Consider the following 16,921-nt stretch of genomic DNA (forward strand, 5'->3'; position numbering starts at 1 on the left):
CGCACCGGCCTAACCACAACATGGGTGTCAAGGATCAACCGACATAGAAACGTCAAGGATCAACCGACTCTGAACAGGGGCACTGACCAGCACTTATTACCCACTAGACGCCCGTCGGCGCCGCGGCCGATCTCCGGGGCTCATCGCCCCGGCCGACACGCGGTATGCCCCGGTTTAACCGCCGGACGGCATGACTATGCTCGGCGATATGAGTGTCGATGCGGCCTACCCAAACGCGCCAGTAGCGCTGGTAACCATGGAAATCCGTCACCCGGCAACGGATTCCCTCACGGAGTCATCGAGTGGGGAACTCAGGCGGCTGCTCGCGGACCTGCTTCCTATCGAACGCCAGGCGCAGGACGTGGCCTGGGCGATGGGCGCCGGCGGACAACCGCAACCGGCCGCCGAGCGGTTCGTCCGCTACGTCAACCGCGATAACACCCTCGCCGCCTCGATGAAGGCGCAGGCGGTGGTGATCGAGACCACCGCGTACAGCAACTTCGAGGCGCTGCTCGACCTGGTGATGCGCGTCATCGACGCCCGCGCGCAGTTCTCGCCGATCGTCGGGGTGGAACGTCTCGGCCTGCGCTACGTTCTCGAGATCCGGGTCCCGCAGGGTGTGGATGGCCGCATCGAATGGAGCAACTGGATCGCCGAGCCGCTGCTCGGGCCGCAGCGCATCGCGCCCGCCGGCCTGACCCTGACCGAATGGCAGGGCGCGGCGGTCTACCGCGAAGCGCAGCCGGGCAAGTCGATGATCGTGCGCTACGGCCCGGGCGTGGGTCAGGCGCTGGACGCGAGCTATCACCTGCGCCGGACCATGCCGGCCCAGCAGGGACCGTTCTTCCTGATGGACATCGACAGCTTCTGGACTCCGCTGGGATCTATCCCCGAATACGACCGGAACACGGTGCTGCTCACCTTCCAGGACCTGTACGACCCGGCTCGCACGGTGTTCCAGGAGATGCTCACCAACCGCCTGAAGGACGACCTGCTCAGCCGCTGAGCGTCGCGCTGGTGTAAGTCACGTCGCCGAAGGCCTCGGCGAGTTCGTCGTCGGGATAGACGAAGCCATTGGCCGCATGCAACTCCTTCGTGGTTTGCGAGGACGTCCGCCAGCCGCGCTGGTTCAGATGGTCCAGGATGTGGCTGCGGTGGCCGTGGTAGACGAGTTCGTTGAAGTCGATCTCAAAGCCGAGTTCGCTCATCCGGTCGTGGTGCGCGCGCCACCGCTCGTCAGCGAAAATTGTTGTGTCGGGCACGAATTCGAAAGCCAGGCGGCTGCCGGGGGCGCTCAACGCGGTGATGTTGTCGAACAGCGCGTCCTGCGCCTCGTCGGGCAGATATACCAATAGTCCTTCGGCGCTCCATGCCGCGGGAGCCTTCGGATCGAAGCCGGCCGCCCGCAGCGCCGCGGCCCAGTCGTCGCGCAGGTCGATGGCGACGGTGCGCCGCTCGGCGGTCGGCTCGGCGCCGAGGTCGCGCAGCGTCGACGTCTTGAACTCGATCACCTCCGGCATGTCGACCTCGTAGACGACGGTGCCCGCCGGCCACGGCAGGCGGTACGCGCGCGCGTCAAGTCCCGACGCGAGGATGACGACCTGATTGACGCCGCTTTGCGCGGCGTCGAGGAAGAACCGGTCGTAGAACCTGGTGCGGCAGGCCATCGCCCGGGCCATGCGCTGCGGGTCAAACTCGGATTCCGTGCCGACCGGGATCTCGCCGTTCACCAACCGCACGTAGACGTCGATGCCGACGGCGCGCACCAGCGGCGCCGCGTACGGGTCGTCGATCAATTCCTCATCGGTCGACAGCGCCCGCTGGGCGGCGACCATGGTCGCCGTCGCCCCGACGCTCGTCGCCAAGTCCCAACGATCACGATCGGTGCGCGCCATGGAATTCCCTCGTCCCCAAGCCGAAAAATATAGACAATCTAGTTACTATCACAGCGCTGATCGCGTGCCCGCTCGGGACTACCCTGCGTACCTGTGACGGACTTCGCGCAACGGACGATCGAGCTTGCCCGCCAAAACGTCGCCGAGGGCGGTCGCCCGTTCGCCACGGTGATCGTCAACGACGGCCAGGTCCTCGCCGAGAGCGCCAACAAGGTGGCCCAAACGCACGATCCGACCGCGCATGCGGAAATACTGGCGATACGCGAGGCGTGCATGCGACTCGGCACCGAGCACCTGGTCGACAGCACCATCTACGTGCTGGCCCACCCGTGCCCGATGTGCCTGGGCTCGCTGTACTACTGCTCGCCCCGCGAAGTCGTCTTCCTCACCACGCGCGAGGCCTACGAGCGCTACTACCTCGACGACCGAAAGTACTTTGAAGTCGCCACCTTCTACGACGAGTTCGCCAAGGCCTGGGACCACCGTCGGCTGCCGATGCGCTACCAACCCGAGGAAGCCGCGGTGGACGTTTACCGGTTCTGGAACGAACGCAACGGCGGGCAGCGCCAGTCGACGGTCGTCCCGCCGGTGTGAAGCGGCTATTATCTGCGTATGCATGCAGGTAATAGCGAAGGCCGGTTGCCCGACGACCAAGCCAGCCTGGTTGTCGAGGTGTTCCGGATGCTCGCCGACGCCACCCGCGTGCAGGTGCTGTGGTCGCTGACCAACCGCGAGATGTCGGTGAACGAACTGGCCGAACACGTGGGAAAGCCCGCGCCATCGGTTTCCCAGCACCTGGCCAAGCTGCGAATGGCGCGGCTGGTCCAGACGCGCCGGGAGGGAACCACCATCTTCTACAGCCTGGAGAACGACCACGTCCGCCAACTCGTCATCGATGCGGTCCGCAACGCGGAGCACGCCGGCCCGGGCGTGCCGCCCCATCACCGGGGCGAGAGCGCACTGAAGGCGGTGTCGTCGGCGAACGGCCCTAAGCGACAAACCGTTTCACACCCGGAAGGTAAACGATGACTGAACAGCACACCCATGACGCGCCGCACGCGCACGAGCACCGCCATGCCGACGGCACTCACTCACACGCGCACACCGCGCACGAGCATGACCATGTCACACACGAGCACACCCACACCCACGACGACGGAACCGAACACACTCACCAGCACGTGCACCAGTCCAACCTCGAAGGGTCGCACAGCCACGCTCACGACTAGCGGAAGCTAGGAGACATTCGGGCAGTAATGCTTCGGATTGCCGCGCTCGTCCACCGGCGGTAGGTTGCGCGCCGGCGTGTGCACCAACGGTGTGTCGCAAGGGATTCGGCCGGTCGCGCGATCCCAGCCGGCGCGCGCCCGCGGATGTTTGCGGTATCGCGTTGGCACGCAGGCAAAGACGAGGCGAACGAGATCGCCGAATCGGCGGTGCAGCCATTCGTCGCGACGCGACCACCGATACCCCATCAGCTCGCGCACCGGCGGATCGTAGAGGCCGACAGTGAGCCAGACGAAGAACGGCGCCATCAGTTTGCGCTGCGCGGTCCATAGCCGATCCGGCAGCCACTGGGCGAACGGCGGTTTGGCCAAATCGGTCAGATCGAGAACGGCGCGCGCCGCGTAATTGTCCTCTAACACGTTGCGGCACATGTGGTCCCAGTAATCCTGGAACTCTTCCCAGGACGCCGGAACCGGCCGCATGCTCATGCCGTACATGCGATACCACTCGACATGTTCGTCGAAGAGCTGCCGCCGCTGCGCGTCGGTCAGCCCCCCGCAAAACCGCTCTGCCACATGGATTGTGCCGACGAAGAAGGTGGCGTGCGCCCAGTAGAAGACGTCCGGGTTCAGCGCGTGGTAGCGGCGGCCCCGTTCGTCAACACCCTTGATGTCGGTGTGGTAGTCGCGCACCTCGGCACCGGTGTCCGGGGCGCGCTCGCCGTCGAAGACGACGCCGCCAATCGGGTATAGCGAGCGCAGCAGGCGCGGCCAACGCTCCCGGAAGAACGTCGAGTGATCGATGACCGCCGCGCCGAGTTGCGGATGCATGTTCTGCATGGATCCCGCCCAGGGCCCCTGCAACATGCCGCGCCAATCTCCGAAGTACCGCCAGGTCAAGGAATCGGGGCCGAGCGGGGCGGGTGGCGAGGCGTAGCCCAGCGGCGACACCGGGCACCCGCCGGCCACGCCGTCGGGGGCGTCGCTGTTCAGCGAGCGTGCTGCGGACGTATGTTGGGTCACTATTAGATCCCTGTAAGTATCGGCGATTCTGACTACATGCGTTGTCACTTTAGAGCTTAGGAGCGATGTGCAGACGGGTCAACGACGGGGTCGTTGGACCGGCGTCCCCTTAGAGAGCCGCCTCGCCCTGCGCCGCGACAATCTCATCACCGCGGGAGTGCAGCTGCTCGGCAGCGACAGCGGCCCCGCGCTGACGGTCCGGGCGGTGTGCCGGAAAGCCGCGCTCACCGAGCGCTACTTCTACGAAAGCTTCTCAGACCGCGACGAATTCGTGCGGGCCGTCTATGACGATGTCTGCGCCCGCGCGATGGACACCCTGGTTTCGGCGAAGACGCCGCGCGAGGCCGTCGAACAATTCGTCGAGCTCATGGTCGACGATCCCGTGCGGGGACGGGTGCTGTTGCTGGCGCCCGCGGTGGAGCCGGTATTGACCCGGTCGGGTGCCGAGTGGATGCCCAACTTCATCGACCTGCTGCAGCGCAAGCTGTCGCGCATCGGCGATCCGGTGCTGCAGAAGATGATCGCCACCAGCCTGGTCGGCGGGCTGACGAGCCTGTTCACCGCCTATCTGAACGGCCAGCTCGGGGCCACCCGCAAGCAGTTCATCGACTATTGCGTCAACATGCTCTTCAACGCGGCGGCGCCCTACGTACCCCCCGCCGAGCAGGGCAAATCCGGGTAGCGGTTTCGCCCACACCCCGCAGCGGTTAGCCCCTCGAAAACTGTCGTGTGCCGCGCCGGGGAGGAACTTGATGCTACCGGGGGACACAGATATATTGACTGCTACCCGCAGACACAGATAACTGGAGGGGCCATGTCAGCGGAGCTGACTGACTTACAGCTTTTGCATGAACTCGAACCGGTCGTGGAGAAGTACCTGAACCGGCATCTGAGCGTGCACAAGCCCTGGAACCCGCACGACTACATCCCGTGGTCGGACGGCAAGAACTACTACGCACTCGGCGGACAGGACTGGCACCCCGAGGAGAGCAAGCTGTCCGACGTCGCGCAGGTGGCGATGGTGCAGAACCTGGTCACCGAGGACAACCTGCCGTCGTATCACCGCGAGATCGCGATGAACATGGGCATGGACGGCGCCTGGGGCCAGTGGGTCAACCGGTGGACCGCGGAGGAGAACCGACACGGCATCGCGCTGCGCGACTATCTCGTGGTGACCCGCGCCGTCGACCCCGTCGAGCTGGAGCTGCTGCGCCTCGAGGTGGTCAACCGGGGCTTCAGCCCGGGCCAGAACCATCAGGGCGAGTACTTCGCCGAGACCCTCACCCACTCCGTCTTGTACGTCAGTTTCCAGGAACTGGCCACCAGGATTTCGCACCGCAACACCGGCAAGGCCTGCAACGATCCGGTCGCCGAGCAACTCATGGCCAAGATCTCGGCCGACGAGAACCTGCATATGATCTTCTACCGCGACGTCAGCGAGGCCGCGTTCGAGCTCGCCCCCAACACGGCGATGAAGGCGCTGCACCTGATCCTGCGGAACTTCCAGATGCCCGGCTTCCAGGTGCCCGAGTTCCGGCGCAAGGCCGTGATCATCGCCATGGGCGGCGTCTACGACCCGCGCATTCACCTCGACGACGTCGTCATGCCGATTCTGAAGAAGTGGCGCATCTTCGAGCGCGAGGACTTCACCGGCGAGGCGGCCGAATTGCGCGACGACCTCGGCGTGCTGATCAAGGAACTCGAGGCGTCCTGCGACAAGTTCGAGGTGTCCAAGCAGCGCCAGCTCGACCGCGAGGCTCGGACCGGCAAGAAGACCACCGCCTACGAACTGCACAAGACTGCCGGCAAGCTCGCCATGAGTCGTCGGTGAGCCTTCGGTAGCGGCCTTGCGTATCGGTCCGATCACGCTCGCCAGCCCGGTGGTGCTGGCCCCGATGGCGGGTGTGACCAACGTCGCGTTCCGGACTCTGTGCCGTGAGCTGGAGCTGTCCAAGGTCGGCACGGTCAGCGGGCTGTACGTCTGCGAGATGGTGACCGCGCGCGCCCTGGTGGAGCGGCATCCGGCCACGATGCACATGACGACGTTCGCGCCCGACGAGTCGCCCCGCTCGCTGCAGCTGTACACCGTCGACCCCGCGACCACCTACGCGGCCGCCAGGATGATCGCGGACGAAGGCCTGGCCGACCACATCGACATGAACTTCGGTTGCCCGGTGCCCAAGGTCACCAAGCGTGGCGGCGGGGCCGCGCTGCCGTTCAAGCGGCGGCTGTTCGGCCAGATCGTGGCCGCGGCCGTGCGGGCCACCGAGGGCACCCGCATTCCGGTGACCGTGAAGTTCCGCATCGGCATCGACGACGAGCACCACACCCACCTGGACGCCGGCCGCATCGCCGAGGCCGAGGGCGCGGCCGCGGTCGCGTTGCACGCCCGCACGGCGGCGCAACGCTACTCGGGGACGGCCGACTGGGACCAGATCGCCCGGCTCAAGCAGCAGGTACGGACCATCCCGGTGCTGGGCAACGGCGACATCTACGACGCCAGCGACGCGCTGGCCATGATGGCCAGCACGGGATGCGACGGCGTGGTCATCGGTCGCGGTTGCCTGGGCCGGCCCTGGTTGTTCGCCGAGTTGTCGGCCGCGTTCACCGGCACCCCGGCCCCGACGCCGCCCACCCTGGGCGAGGTCGCCGACATCGTGCGCCGGCACGGCCGGCTGCTGGCCACGCATTTCGGCGAGGACAAGGGCATGCGCGACATCCGCAAGCACGTCGCGTGGTACCTGCATGGCTTTCCCGCCGGATCGGAGTTGCGGCGGGCGCTGGCGATGGTCACGACGTTGGATGAGCTCGACACTCTGCTCGACCGGTTGGACCCCACCGTCCCGTTTCCGGACGCCGCGTGCGGCCCTCGTGGCCGGCAGGGTTCACCGGCCCGGGTGGCCCTTCCCGAGGGTTGGCTGACCGACCCCGACGACTGCACGATGCCCGCGGGGGCGGACGTGATGCATTCGGGCGGCTAAGCGTTAACACGCTCGAAATCGCGTCCGCGCCGATAACTCAGTACGATGTGGACCTTGCTGCATTGCGCTTCGGTGGGGGTCGGTTGCGTGCCGCCGCGGAAGCGTGAGAACACCGCGCGACCAGGGGTGGCGCGGCTCGCGGCGCTGATGGCTAGTCCCGGCGTCGCATCGGAGTTGCATCAGAGTTTTGGAGGCCGATAGGACATGGGTGATGGCGGCACTGACGCCACTCGTGGCCATCGGCGCACCCCGCAGCCGACGCCGGGAGCCGCCCCGTGGGAGCGGTTCGCGCAACCGCCGTCCGATCACAGCGTCCACCGCTGGCTGACCGAGCCGGCCGCGGATGAGCCCGTCGAGGCCGTCGAGCCCGTCGAGCCGGCCGTCGACACCGAAAAAGGCGGGTGCCACACGGACGGCGGGCTCACCGTCGCCGAGCTGATCGCCAAGGTCGGGGCCCCGAGCACCAGCCGGCGCAGTCGCCACCGCGTCGCGCCCGACCCCGAGCCTCCCGAGCCCGAGCCCGACCCGCCGATCGACCTGCAGGAAACGCAGGTGATCGACGCCCCGGCCTATCTGCTCGACCCGCCGTCGGAGCTGCCCGACCTCGGGACAGCCGACTACGCGGATTACGACGAGTTCGAGCCCGACGAGCCCGAGGGCGGCCCGGCCTCCGAGGCGGGGTCCGAGAACCGCGAGCCGAAGGCCAGGCGACGCCGGCGCCCGATATTGCTGGCCGCGCGCTCGATGGCGGCGTTCTCGGCCGTGCTGGCGCTGGTCCTGACCGGCGGGGCGTACCAGTGGAGCGCGTCGAAGAACAACCGCCTCAACATCATCAACGCACTCGACCCGAACTCGAGCGACATCCGCGACCCCGGCGGCCAGTACGGCGACGAGGACTTCTTGATCGTCGGGATGGACTCCCGCTCCGGGGAGAACGCCAACATGGGCGCCGGCGACACCGAGGACGCCGGTGGGACGCGGTCGGACACCGTGATGCTGGTCAACATTCCCGCCAATCGCAAACGCGTGGTGGCGGTGTCGTTCCCCCGCGACCTCGCGATCACTCCGATCCAATGCGAGGCGTGGAACCCGGACACCGGCAAGTACGGACCTCTGTATGACCAGAAGACCAAGACCTGGGGTCCGAAGATGGTCTACACCGAGACCAAGCTGAACTCGACCTTCGCCTTCGGCGGCCCGAAGTGTCTGGTCAAGGAGATTCAGAAGCTGTCCGGCCTGAGCATCAACCACTTCATCGGCGTCGACTTCGCCGGCTTCGCGAAGATGGTCGATGCTCTCGGCGGCATCGAAGTATGCAGCAGCACACCGATTCACGACTACGAACTGGGCACCGTCCTCGAGCACGGGGGACGCCAAGTGCTCGACGGGTCGACGGCGCTGAACTACGTGCGGGCCCGCCAGGTCACCACCGAGACCAACGGTGACTACGGCCGCATCAAGCGCCAACAGTTGTTCCTGTCGTCGCTGTTGCGTTCGCTGATCTCCGAGGACACGTTGCTGGACCTCAACAAGCTCAACAACGTCGTCAACATGGTCATCAACGACACCTACGTGGACAACGTCAAGACCAAGGATCTGGTCCAGCTCGGCCAGTCGTTGCAGGGCATGGCGGCCGGACACATGACGTTTGTGACCGTGCCCACCGGCGTGACGGACCAGAACGGCGACGAGCCGCCGCGGATGGCCGACATGCGTGCGCTTTTCGACGCGATCATCAACGACGACCCGCTCCCCGAGGAAAACGACCAGAACGCACTGAATTTGGGGAAGTCGTCGGCCCAGGGGTCCGGCTCGGGCTCGACCAAGGCACCCACCACCAAGAAGGCGCCCAGCCCCACCGCGGCACCGGAGGCCCAACACCAGCAGGTGACGACGACCGCGCCGCAAGAAGTCACGGTCCGGGTATCGAACGCCACCACGCAGACGGGGTTGGCCGCCACCGCGACCAGCCAGCTGAAGCGGAACGGGTTCAACGTGATGACGCCGGATGACTATCCCAGTTCGGTGAACACGACGACCGTGTTGTTCTCGCCCGGCAACGAGCAGGCCGCGGCCACGGTCGCCTCGTCGTTCGCCAACGCGAAAGTCCAGCGGGTGTCGGGCTATGGGCAAGTCATCCAGGTCGTGCTGGGGCCGGACTTCAACTCTGTCGCCACTCCCGCACCCAGCGGCTCGTCGATCAGCATGCAGATCGAGCGCGGGTCCGGCAACACCCCGACCAAGCTGCCCGACGACTTGACGGTCACCAACGCGGCCGACACCACCTGCGAGTAAAGAATTTTGGCGCTACCGCGTCACCCGTTTCCGGCATTGAGAACGTAGGCTTGGCAGCATGCGGACGGCCTACCACGAGCAGCTCACTGAGTTATCCGAGCGCCTGGGCGAGATGTGCGGGCTGGCGGGTATCGCGATGGAGCAGGCCACCCAGGCGCTGCTGCAGGCGGATCTGGTGCTGGCCGAACAGGTGATTTCCGACCACGAGAAGATCGCGACGCTGAGCGCCCAGGCCGAGGAAAGCGCGTTCGTGCTGTTGGCGCTGCAGGCACCGGTCGCCGGCGATCTGCGGTCCATCGTCAGTGCCATCCAGATGGTTGCGGACATCGACCGGATGGGTGCGCTGGCCCTGCACGTGGCCAAGATCGCCCGCCGGCGCCATCCCCAGCACGCGCTGCCCGAAGAGGTCAACGGATACTTCGCCGAAATGGGCAGGGTCGCCGTCGAATTGGGCAACAACGCACAAGAGGTGGTGTTGTCACGCGACCCGGAGAAGGCCGCCCGGATCCGCGAGGAAGACGACGCCATGGACGATCTGCACCGGCATTTGTTCTCGGTGCTGATGGACCGGGAATGGAAGTACGGCGTCGCCGCCGCCGTGGACGTGACGTTGCTGGGCCGCTTCTACGAGCGCTTCGCCGACCACGCCGTGGAAGTGGCGAGGCGCGTCATTTTCCAGGCGACCGGGCATCTTCCCGAGGACGAGACCAAACCGACTTCGCGCTAGCCGAAGCGGCCGGAGATGTAGTCCTCCGTCGCCTTCTGCGTCGGGTTGGAGAAAATCTTCTCGGTGTCGTCGACCTCGATGAGCTTGCCGGGCTTTCCGGTGGCTTCCAGGTTGAAGAACGCGGTCTGATCGCTTACCCGGGCGGCCTGCTGCATGTTGTGCGTCACGATGACGATGGTGTAGTCCTGCTTCAACTCGCTGATCAGTTCTTCGATGGCCAGCGTCGAGATCGGGTCCAGCGCGGAGCACGGCTCATCCATGAGCAACACATCCGGTTGCACGGCGATGGCGCGTGCGATGCAGAGGCGCTGCTGCTGGCCGCCGGACAGCCCACCGCCGGGCCGGTCCAGCCGATCCTTGACCTCTTCCCACAGGTTCGCCCCGCGCAGCGAGTGTTCGGCGGTCTCGTCGAGCAGCTTGCGATTGCGTACGCCTTGCAGCTTCAGGCCGGCGACGACGTTGTCCCGAATGGACATGGCGGGGAACGGATTCGGCCGCTGGAACACCATGCCGATCGCCCGGCGCACCCCGACCGGGTCGACGCCCGGGGCGTAGATGTCTTGATCGTCGAGCAGCACGCTGCCCTCGACACGCGCGCCGGGGATCACCTCGTGCATCCGGTTCAAGGTGCGCAGCACGGTCGTCTTGCCGCAGCCCGACGAACCGATGAACGCGGTCACGCTGCGGGGCAGGATCGACATCGTCACATCGGCGACCGCCTGGAACGACCCGTAGTAGATGTTGATGGACTTGAGGTCCAACCGCTTGGCCACTAGTGCTCCTGCCTACGACTTCCTGGGGGCATAGAATTTCGCGATCACCCTGGCCCCGACATTGATGACCGCGATGACCAGAATGAGGGTTAGCGCCGCACCCCACAACCGATCCGTGGGCACCGGGTTGACGCCCGCGCCCGCCGCTGTCTGGTCGTACATCATGCCGGGCAACGATCCCATGAATCCGTGGAAGATGTCGAAGTTCATCGACTGCGAATACCCGACGAGGATCAGCAGGGGCGCCGTCTCACCGAGCACCCTGGCCACCGCCAGCATTATCCCGGTGATGATGCCGGACAGCCCGGTGGGAATCACGACGCTGGCAATGGTTTTCCACTTCGGGACGCCCAGCGCGTAGCTGGCCTCCCGCAGATCCACCGGCACGATCCGCAGCATCTCCTCGGTGGCCCGCACGATCACGGGCAGCATCATCAGGACCAACGCCAGCGACACCGCGAATTGGGAGCGGGGCAGTCCCAGCGTCGACACCCACAGCGCGTAGATGAACAACGCCGCCACGATCGAGGGCACGCCGGACAGGATGTCGACCATGAACGAGGCCAGCCTGCCCAGTGGTGTGCTGCCCCCGTATTCGACCAGATAGATCGCCACCATGATGCCGATCGGCACCGAGATGAGGGCGCACACCAATCCCTGCAGCAGCGTTCCCACGATCGCGTGGTAGGCGCCACCGCCGGCGACGAACGCCGTCATGCCGGCCTGAGAATGCGTCCACCACGCGGTGGAGGCGATCACCTTGAGCCCCTTGGCGATTACGGAGCAAAGCACCAACAGCAACGGGATCACGGCGATCACCATCGCCAGCGTCACCAACACCGTCGCGGTGTTGTTTGCCACCCGGCGGCGCCGGCCGAGATCGGACAACGCCCGCGCCTTGAGCGGACGATCGAGCATCGAGGTCATCGGCCGCCCCTGCGGCTGCGGGCCCCGGCCGCAGCGCCGCGGGCCAGGGTATCGACCAGGAAGGTGAGCACGAACAGAACCAGCCCCGCGGCGATGTAGGCGCCGGCCTCGTACCGGTCGTCGAATTCCGCTGCCGCACCGGCGATCTTGGTCGCGAAGGTCGAGCCGCCGTCGAACAGCGACCATCCGAATGCCGCCTGGGTGCCCCGCAAGATGATCAGCAGCGCGACCGTCTCGCCCAGGGCGCGGCCCAGGCCCAGCATCGCGCCACTGACGTATCCGGATCGCCCGAAGGGCAGCACGGTCGTCTTGACCACTTCCCACCGGGTGGCGCCGAGGGCCAGTGCCGCCTCGATCTCCTCGTGCGGTGTCTGGACGAACACTTCCCGGGTGACCGCGGTGATGATCGGCAAAATCATCACCGCCAACACGATCCCACCCGTGAAGATGGTGCCGCCGCCCGCCACCGACGCGTTGCCGGTGGCGAACAGGAAACACCAACCGAGGCTGTGATTCAGCCAGTTGGCGACCGGTCGCAGCTGCGGCGCCAGGACGTACAGGCCCCACACGCCGTAGACGATCGAGGGAACCGCGGCGAGCAGGTCGACAGCGTAGGACAGCGGACCGGCGACCCGCCGCGGCGCGTACTGCGTGATGAACAGCGCGACGCCCAGGGCGACCGGCATGGCCAGAACCAAGGCGAACACCGAGACGAACAGGGTCACCTGCAGCAGATCGGGGATTCCGAAATGCATGGCCGACGTGTCCGTGGTGACCCAGCTACCGCCGTAGGTGAAGAAGTTCTCGTGGTTGCGCTTGAGGGCCGGGATCGCACGCAACAATAAGAATCCGCCGATGGCGGCGATCAGCACCACGATGAGAACGCCCGAACCCCTGGCGAGCCAACGGAATATCCGATCCGCCATGCGCGGCTGGGCGCGTCCCCACGGGCTGATCGGCACGACGGGCGATTCCGGAAAGGGCGCAGCGACAACCGCACCCGAACCCGCCGCGGAAGGGTTCGGGACCGAAGACTCTGTCACTGTGATCCCGTCACAGTCGTGCTGTCGTTCATTGCGCCCACCGGTCACTGCATGGCGTTGATCGCGGTAACCAATCGCCCCTTGACTTTATCGGTCAGCGGCACATAACCGGCGGACGCGAGGCCCTCCTGCCCGTTGGTCGCCGCCACGCCGAGGAACGATTTGATCGCCGCGGAGGTACCCGGGTCGTAGCCCTTCGAGCAGACGATCTCGTAAGTCGCCAGCACAAGCGGGTACGCACCCGGCTGCTGCGCGGCGTACATCGGGTTCAGATCGAGCACCAGATCGTTGCCGTCGGCAACGAAGCTGGCCGCCTGGATGGCCTTGTTGGCGGTGTCGCCGGTGAGCGGTACCACGCCGTTGCCGGTGTCGATCAGGGCATACGGCAAACCGCCCTGGTCGGCAAATCCCTTCTCGACGTAGCCGATGGCACCAGGGGTGGACCGCACGGCCTGGATCACGCCGGCCGACTTCGCGGCCCCTTCACCGACGCCGCCCTGGAACTCGGTGCCCACGCCGCGGGTCCAGCTCTGCGGCGCGGCGGCCGTCAAATACTTCTGGACGTTGTCGGTCGTTCCCGACGAGTCCGACCGGTAGATGGGCACCACGTTGGTAGCGGGGAGCGCCACGCCGGGATTGAGCGCCGCGAGGATCGGGTCGTTCCAGACCGTGATCCGGCCGCTGAAGACCTTGGCCAGGGCGTCGCTGCTGAGGACCAGGTTCGAAACGCCGGGCAGGTTGTACACCAGCGCGACGGGGCCGAAGACGAGCGGCAGGTCCCACGCCGGGTTTCCGTCACAGCGCTTGGCGGCCGGGCCGATCTGGTCGGCGACCAGCGGGGAATCCGTTCCCGCGAAGTCGACGTGGCCCGCGATGAACTGCTCGCGGCCGGCGCCCGACCCGGTCGGGTTGTACGACACGCCCTTGCCCGGGCAGTACTGTCCCCACACCTGGTTGAACAGCGACATCGCGTTCTGCTGAGCGGTCGAGCCCTCCGCCGTCAACCCGTTCTTCCCGCCGCACCCCGCCGTACCGGTGGGTCCCGAGAGGGTGGACGGCGAAGCGCCGCTGTGGTTGTCGTCGCTGTGGCAGGCGGTCAGGGCTGCACCGCAAACGGCCAGCGCCAGCGCGACCCTCGCCAGCGCCCTCCCCTGCCTGTCGAGCCTCACCAATCTCGCTTTCTGACGCATTCCGGGACGCGTGCGGGCGCCGCTGGCCGCTTCCCCAAGGAGGTTGCCAAGTCACCGCGAAAATATGCGGCGACAAGACCCACAGAAGTCGGTAGAGATGAATGCAATGTGAACAATTCGCGTCCACACGGCTAGCGTCAGCCGGGCGCGTACGCGGTGTCGACGCTGTAGGTGGTGAACCCCAGGCGCTGGTAAGTCCGCACCGCGGCGACGTTGTCGGACTCCACGTAGAGCATCACGGTCGGTTCGGCCGAGCCGGACAGCCGGCCTGCCAGGTACTGAATTCCGACGGCCGTCAGCGTCTGCCCCAGGCGCCGGCCCTGCGCCGCGGGGTCGACGCCGACGACGTAGACCTCCCCGAGGCCCGGCCGGTCAAGGTGAACCTTGGTCCAGTGGAAGCCGAGCAGCTTGCCCGCCTCGTCGCCATCGGGGGCGCCGAACGCCAGGAACAAGCCGGCCGGGTCGAACCAGGGTTCGCTGCGCCGCTCCGCCAAGTCGGCTTCGGTCCACCCGCCCTGTTCGGGGTGGTAGGCGAACGCGGCGTTGTTTACCCGCAACAGCTCGGCGTCGTCGGACGTGCCTTGGTAGGTACGGATCTGCACCCCGGAGACGGGCGGCACCGGGTCGCCGGCGTCACGCAGCGATCGTCGCATCTGAACCAGCTCGCGGACCGCGACGAGGCCGAGCGCCGACGCGGTCGCCCGGGCCGGCTCCAGGGTGCCGTGCGCCCAGAATTGGTTGCGCCCGGCGGTCTTGGCCACCGCAGCGCGCCCCATCGCCGCACCGATACCGCGCCGGCGCGCCTGTGGGTGCACCACCATTTCGGCCATGCCCGCGCCGCCGTCGCGGGGCGGGCTGAGATTCAGATAGCCGTCGATCGGGCCCGGGTGGCCGCCGGTGACCAGCAGGTGCTCGGTGCGGTCGTGCCCGAGCTCGCGCAGCACCTGTTCGCCGACCGGCGCCACGCCGTCGAAATCGGTTGCCGCCGAGACGAGTTCGCGCACCTTCCGCTGCTCATCGGCGGTCAGAGCGGAGCGCCACTCCGGCGAATTCACTGACTGCGCAGCGGGTCGCCCAGCGGGTGTTGCAGCTCCTCGGCGTCGGCATCGGCGTCGTCGACGGCATCGACATCATCGGGCCCGGACAACGGCGCGCGGCCGCGCGCCGGGCGGACGGCCTTGTAACCCACGTTGCGCACCGTGCCGATCAAGGCCTCGTACTCCGGGCCGAGTTTGGCCCGAAGCCGACGCACGTGGACGTCGACCGTGCGGGTGCCGCCGAAGAAGTCGTAACCCCACACTTCGTGCAGCAGTTGCGCCCGGGTGAACACCCGGCCCGCGTGCTGGGCCAGGTACTTGAGCAACTCGAACTCTTTGTAGGTCAGATCAAGGGGGCGGCCCCGCAGCCTTGCGGTGTAGGTGCCCTCATCGATCACGAGCTCGCCGAGGCTGACCTTGCCGGCACTCTCCTGGTCGGCCAGCCCGCCGCGGCGGCCGACCACCAGCCGCAGCCGCGCGTCGATCTCGGCGGGCCCGGTGCTGGGCAGCAGGATCTCGTCGAGTCCCCAGTCGGCGCTCACGGCGACCAGGCCGCCTTCGCTCACCACCGCCAGGACGGGGACCGACCGGCCCGCCGTGCTCAGCAGCCGGCACAGGCCGCGCGCCGACGACAGGTCGGTGCGCGCATCGACGAGCACGGCGTCCGCGGTTCCGGCCTCCAGCAATGACGAGGGTTCTGGCGGCGCCGTCCGAATGGTGTGGGGAAGCAACGACAACGACGGCAGCACCGGATCGGGATGCAGCTCCGAGGTCAGCAGTAAAAGCTCCAAAAGCCCCTCCAAATCGTGGGAAAGGCGTCTCCCAATTTCGATAACGCCACGACGCGTTGGTTGCCAGGTCATCTAACGATAACTTGCCACCTGCCATTTCGGTGCAGGGTGTGAGCCACTGTGAGGCCCGCCACCGGACGGTCCGCGGCACGGCGGCCATGGTATTACGCGACAATGTGCGCATGCGCAAGGTGCTGATCGGCCTGGGGGCGGCGGCCGTCGCCGTGGCCGTAATCGGGATCGGCGCCGTCGGCGTCGACTACGGAACCAGCATCTACGCCGAATACCGGCTGTCCACCAGCGTGCGCAAGGTGGCGAATCTGGGGTCCGACCCGTTCGTCGCCATCGTCGCTTTTCCCTTCATCCCGCAGGCGCTGCGGCGCCACTACAGCCAGGTGGAGATCAAGGCCAACGCGATCGATCACGCGATGGTAGGCAAGGCCACCCTCGAGGCCACCATGTATTCGGTCGACCTGAGCTATGCGTCCTGGCTGATCAGGCCCGACGCGAAGCTGCCGGTTGGCAGGCTGGAAAGCCGCATCATCGTCGACTCGATCCACCTGGGCCGCTACATGGGCATCACCGACCTGATGGTCGAGGCGCCGCCCAAGGAAACCAACACCGCCACCGGGGGCGTCACCGCCTCGGGCATCTCCGACAGCCACGGCCTGGTGTTCAGCGGCACCCCCAAATCGGCCGACTTCGATCACCGGGTCAGCGTGTCGGTCGACCTGTCCATCGCCCCCGACGACCCCGCGACGCTGGTGGTAACCCCCACCGGCGTCCTCACCGGGCCCGACACCGCCAACCAACCCGTTCCGGACGCCAAGCGGGACGCCGTCCTACGCGCCTTCAGCACCAGGCTGCCCAATCAGCGGCTCCCGTTCGGCGTGGCGCCGACCTCTGAGGGCGCTCGCGGCTCCGACATCATCATCGAAGGCGTCACCCAGGGAGTAACCCTGACGCTCGAGGGGTTTAAGCAGTCATGATGCGCGCCGACGACGATGCAGAGC

General features: G+C 66.8%; 18 protein-coding genes. 10 read left to right on the forward strand and 8 right to left on the reverse strand.

The window, feature by feature from the left end; genetic code table 11:
• Positions 1 to 196 precede the first annotated feature (196 nt).
• Positions 197 to 1,006 (forward strand): TIGR04255 family protein, encoded by an 810-nt coding sequence (locus A5712_RS24300; protein WP_068111065.1) that lies wholly within the window; start codon positions 197 to 199, stop codon positions 1,004 to 1,006.
• On the opposite strand, the gene A5712_RS24305 is transcribed toward A5712_RS24300, so the two are convergent.
• Positions 996 to 1,895: a class I SAM-dependent methyltransferase gene (locus tag A5712_RS24305; protein WP_068111067.1), complete on the reverse strand. Its 900-nt coding sequence runs from the start codon at positions 1,893 to 1,895 to the stop codon at positions 996 to 998. The two genes, A5712_RS24300 and A5712_RS24305, sit on opposite strands and share 11 nt — an antisense overlap.
• Positions 1,896 to 1,988: 93 nt before the next feature.
• On the opposite strand from A5712_RS24305, the gene A5712_RS24310 reads away from it, so the two are divergent.
• Genes A5712_RS24310 through A5712_RS30485 form a run of 3 tightly spaced genes read left to right on the forward strand, consistent with a single transcriptional unit; the run spans position 1,989 to position 3,124 of the window.
• Complete coding sequence (locus A5712_RS24310) at positions 1,989 to 2,489, forward strand: nucleoside deaminase (RefSeq protein WP_068111070.1); 501 nt, start codon at positions 1,989 to 1,991, stop codon at positions 2,487 to 2,489.
• Between the two features lie 18 nt (positions 2,490 to 2,507).
• Entirely contained in the window at positions 2,508 to 2,924 is a 417-nt protein-coding gene (locus tag A5712_RS24315) for a metalloregulator ArsR/SmtB family transcription factor (protein ID WP_068111073.1), read from the forward strand.
• Entirely contained in the window at positions 2,921 to 3,124 is a 204-nt protein-coding gene (locus A5712_RS30485; RefSeq protein WP_082973639.1) for a zinc transporter Slc39a7, read from the forward strand. The genes A5712_RS24315 and A5712_RS30485 overlap by 4 nt, the downstream gene beginning before the upstream one ends.
• A 6-nt stretch (positions 3,125 to 3,130) precedes the next feature.
• On the opposite strand, the gene A5712_RS24320 is transcribed toward A5712_RS30485, so the two are convergent.
• Positions 3,131 to 4,144, reverse strand: a complete 1,014-nt coding sequence (locus A5712_RS24320) for an oxygenase MpaB family protein (RefSeq protein ID WP_068111077.1) — start codon at positions 4,142 to 4,144, stop codon at positions 3,131 to 3,133.
• A gap of 67 nt (positions 4,145 to 4,211) precedes the next feature.
• On the opposite strand from A5712_RS24320, the gene A5712_RS24325 reads away from it, so the two are divergent.
• From A5712_RS24325 to phoU, 5 genes are all read left to right on the forward strand, one after another.
• Positions 4,212 to 4,826 carry a TetR/AcrR family transcriptional regulator gene (locus tag A5712_RS24325; protein WP_068111080.1) on the forward strand — a complete coding sequence of 205 codons (615 nt, stop codon included), beginning with the start codon at positions 4,212 to 4,214 and terminating at the stop codon, positions 4,824 to 4,826.
• 132 nt (positions 4,827 to 4,958) lie between these two features.
• The gene (locus A5712_RS24330; protein ID WP_068111083.1) at positions 4,959 to 5,975 is read left to right on the forward strand and encodes an acyl-ACP desaturase; all 1,017 of its coding nucleotides are present in this window, start codon (positions 4,959 to 4,961) and stop codon (positions 5,973 to 5,975) included.
• A gap of 16 nt (positions 5,976 to 5,991) precedes the next feature.
• Positions 5,992 to 7,125 carry a tRNA dihydrouridine synthase DusB gene (gene dusB, locus A5712_RS24335; protein ID WP_068111085.1) on the forward strand — a complete coding sequence of 378 codons (1,134 nt, stop codon included), beginning with the start codon at positions 5,992 to 5,994 and terminating at the stop codon, positions 7,123 to 7,125.
• Positions 7,126 to 7,329: 204 nt separating this feature from the next.
• Positions 7,330 to 9,420 carry an LCP family protein gene (locus tag A5712_RS24340; protein ID WP_068111087.1) on the forward strand — a complete coding sequence of 697 codons (2,091 nt, stop codon included), beginning with the start codon at positions 7,330 to 7,332 and terminating at the stop codon, positions 9,418 to 9,420.
• 58 nt (positions 9,421 to 9,478) lie between these two features.
• Entirely contained in the window at positions 9,479 to 10,147 is a 669-nt protein-coding gene (gene phoU / locus A5712_RS24345) for a phosphate signaling complex protein PhoU (protein WP_068111090.1), read from the forward strand.
• On the opposite strand, the gene pstB is transcribed toward phoU, so the two are convergent.
• The 6 genes from pstB to A5712_RS24375 form a co-directional block, all read right to left on the reverse strand.
• On the reverse strand, positions 10,144 to 10,920 hold the full coding sequence (gene pstB / locus A5712_RS24350) for a phosphate ABC transporter ATP-binding protein PstB (RefSeq protein WP_068111094.1): 777 nt from the start codon (positions 10,918 to 10,920) through the stop codon (positions 10,144 to 10,146). The genes phoU and pstB overlap by 4 nt on opposite strands.
• 12 nt (positions 10,921 to 10,932) lie before the next feature.
• Positions 10,933 to 11,847 (reverse strand): phosphate ABC transporter permease PstA, encoded by a 915-nt coding sequence (pstA, locus tag A5712_RS24355; RefSeq protein WP_068111096.1) that lies wholly within the window; start codon positions 11,845 to 11,847, stop codon positions 10,933 to 10,935.
• Complete coding sequence (gene pstC / locus A5712_RS24360; RefSeq protein WP_068111142.1) at positions 11,844 to 12,890, reverse strand: phosphate ABC transporter permease subunit PstC; 1,047 nt, start codon at positions 12,888 to 12,890, stop codon at positions 11,844 to 11,846. The genes pstA and pstC overlap by 4 nt, the downstream gene beginning before the upstream one ends.
• 44 nt (positions 12,891 to 12,934) lie before the next feature.
• The gene (gene pstS / locus A5712_RS24365; protein WP_231982227.1) at positions 12,935 to 14,059 is read right to left on the reverse strand and encodes a phosphate ABC transporter substrate-binding protein PstS; all 1,125 of its coding nucleotides are present in this window, start codon (positions 14,057 to 14,059) and stop codon (positions 12,935 to 12,937) included.
• 158 nt (positions 14,060 to 14,217) lie between these two features.
• Positions 14,218 to 15,135, reverse strand: coding sequence for a mycothiol synthase (mshD, locus tag A5712_RS24370; protein ID WP_068111102.1), 918 nt, complete (start codon positions 15,133 to 15,135; stop codon positions 14,218 to 14,220).
• The gene (locus A5712_RS24375) at positions 15,132 to 15,908 is read right to left on the reverse strand and encodes a response regulator transcription factor (protein WP_068111145.1); all 777 of its coding nucleotides are present in this window, start codon (positions 15,906 to 15,908) and stop codon (positions 15,132 to 15,134) included. Before A5712_RS24375 ends, mshD begins: the two co-directional genes overlap by 4 nt.
• A 176-nt stretch (positions 15,909 to 16,084) precedes the next feature.
• On the opposite strand from A5712_RS24375, the gene lmeA reads away from it, so the two are divergent.
• A complete protein-coding gene (gene lmeA, locus A5712_RS24380; protein ID WP_068111147.1) occupies positions 16,085 to 16,897 on the forward strand; it encodes a mannan chain length control protein LmeA in 813 nt (270 codons plus the stop codon).
• Positions 16,898 to 16,921 lie beyond the last annotated feature (24 nt).

The organism is Mycobacterium sp. E2327 (assembly GCF_001672675.1).
Classification (GTDB): domain Bacteria; phylum Actinomycetota; class Actinomycetes; order Mycobacteriales; family Mycobacteriaceae; genus Mycobacterium.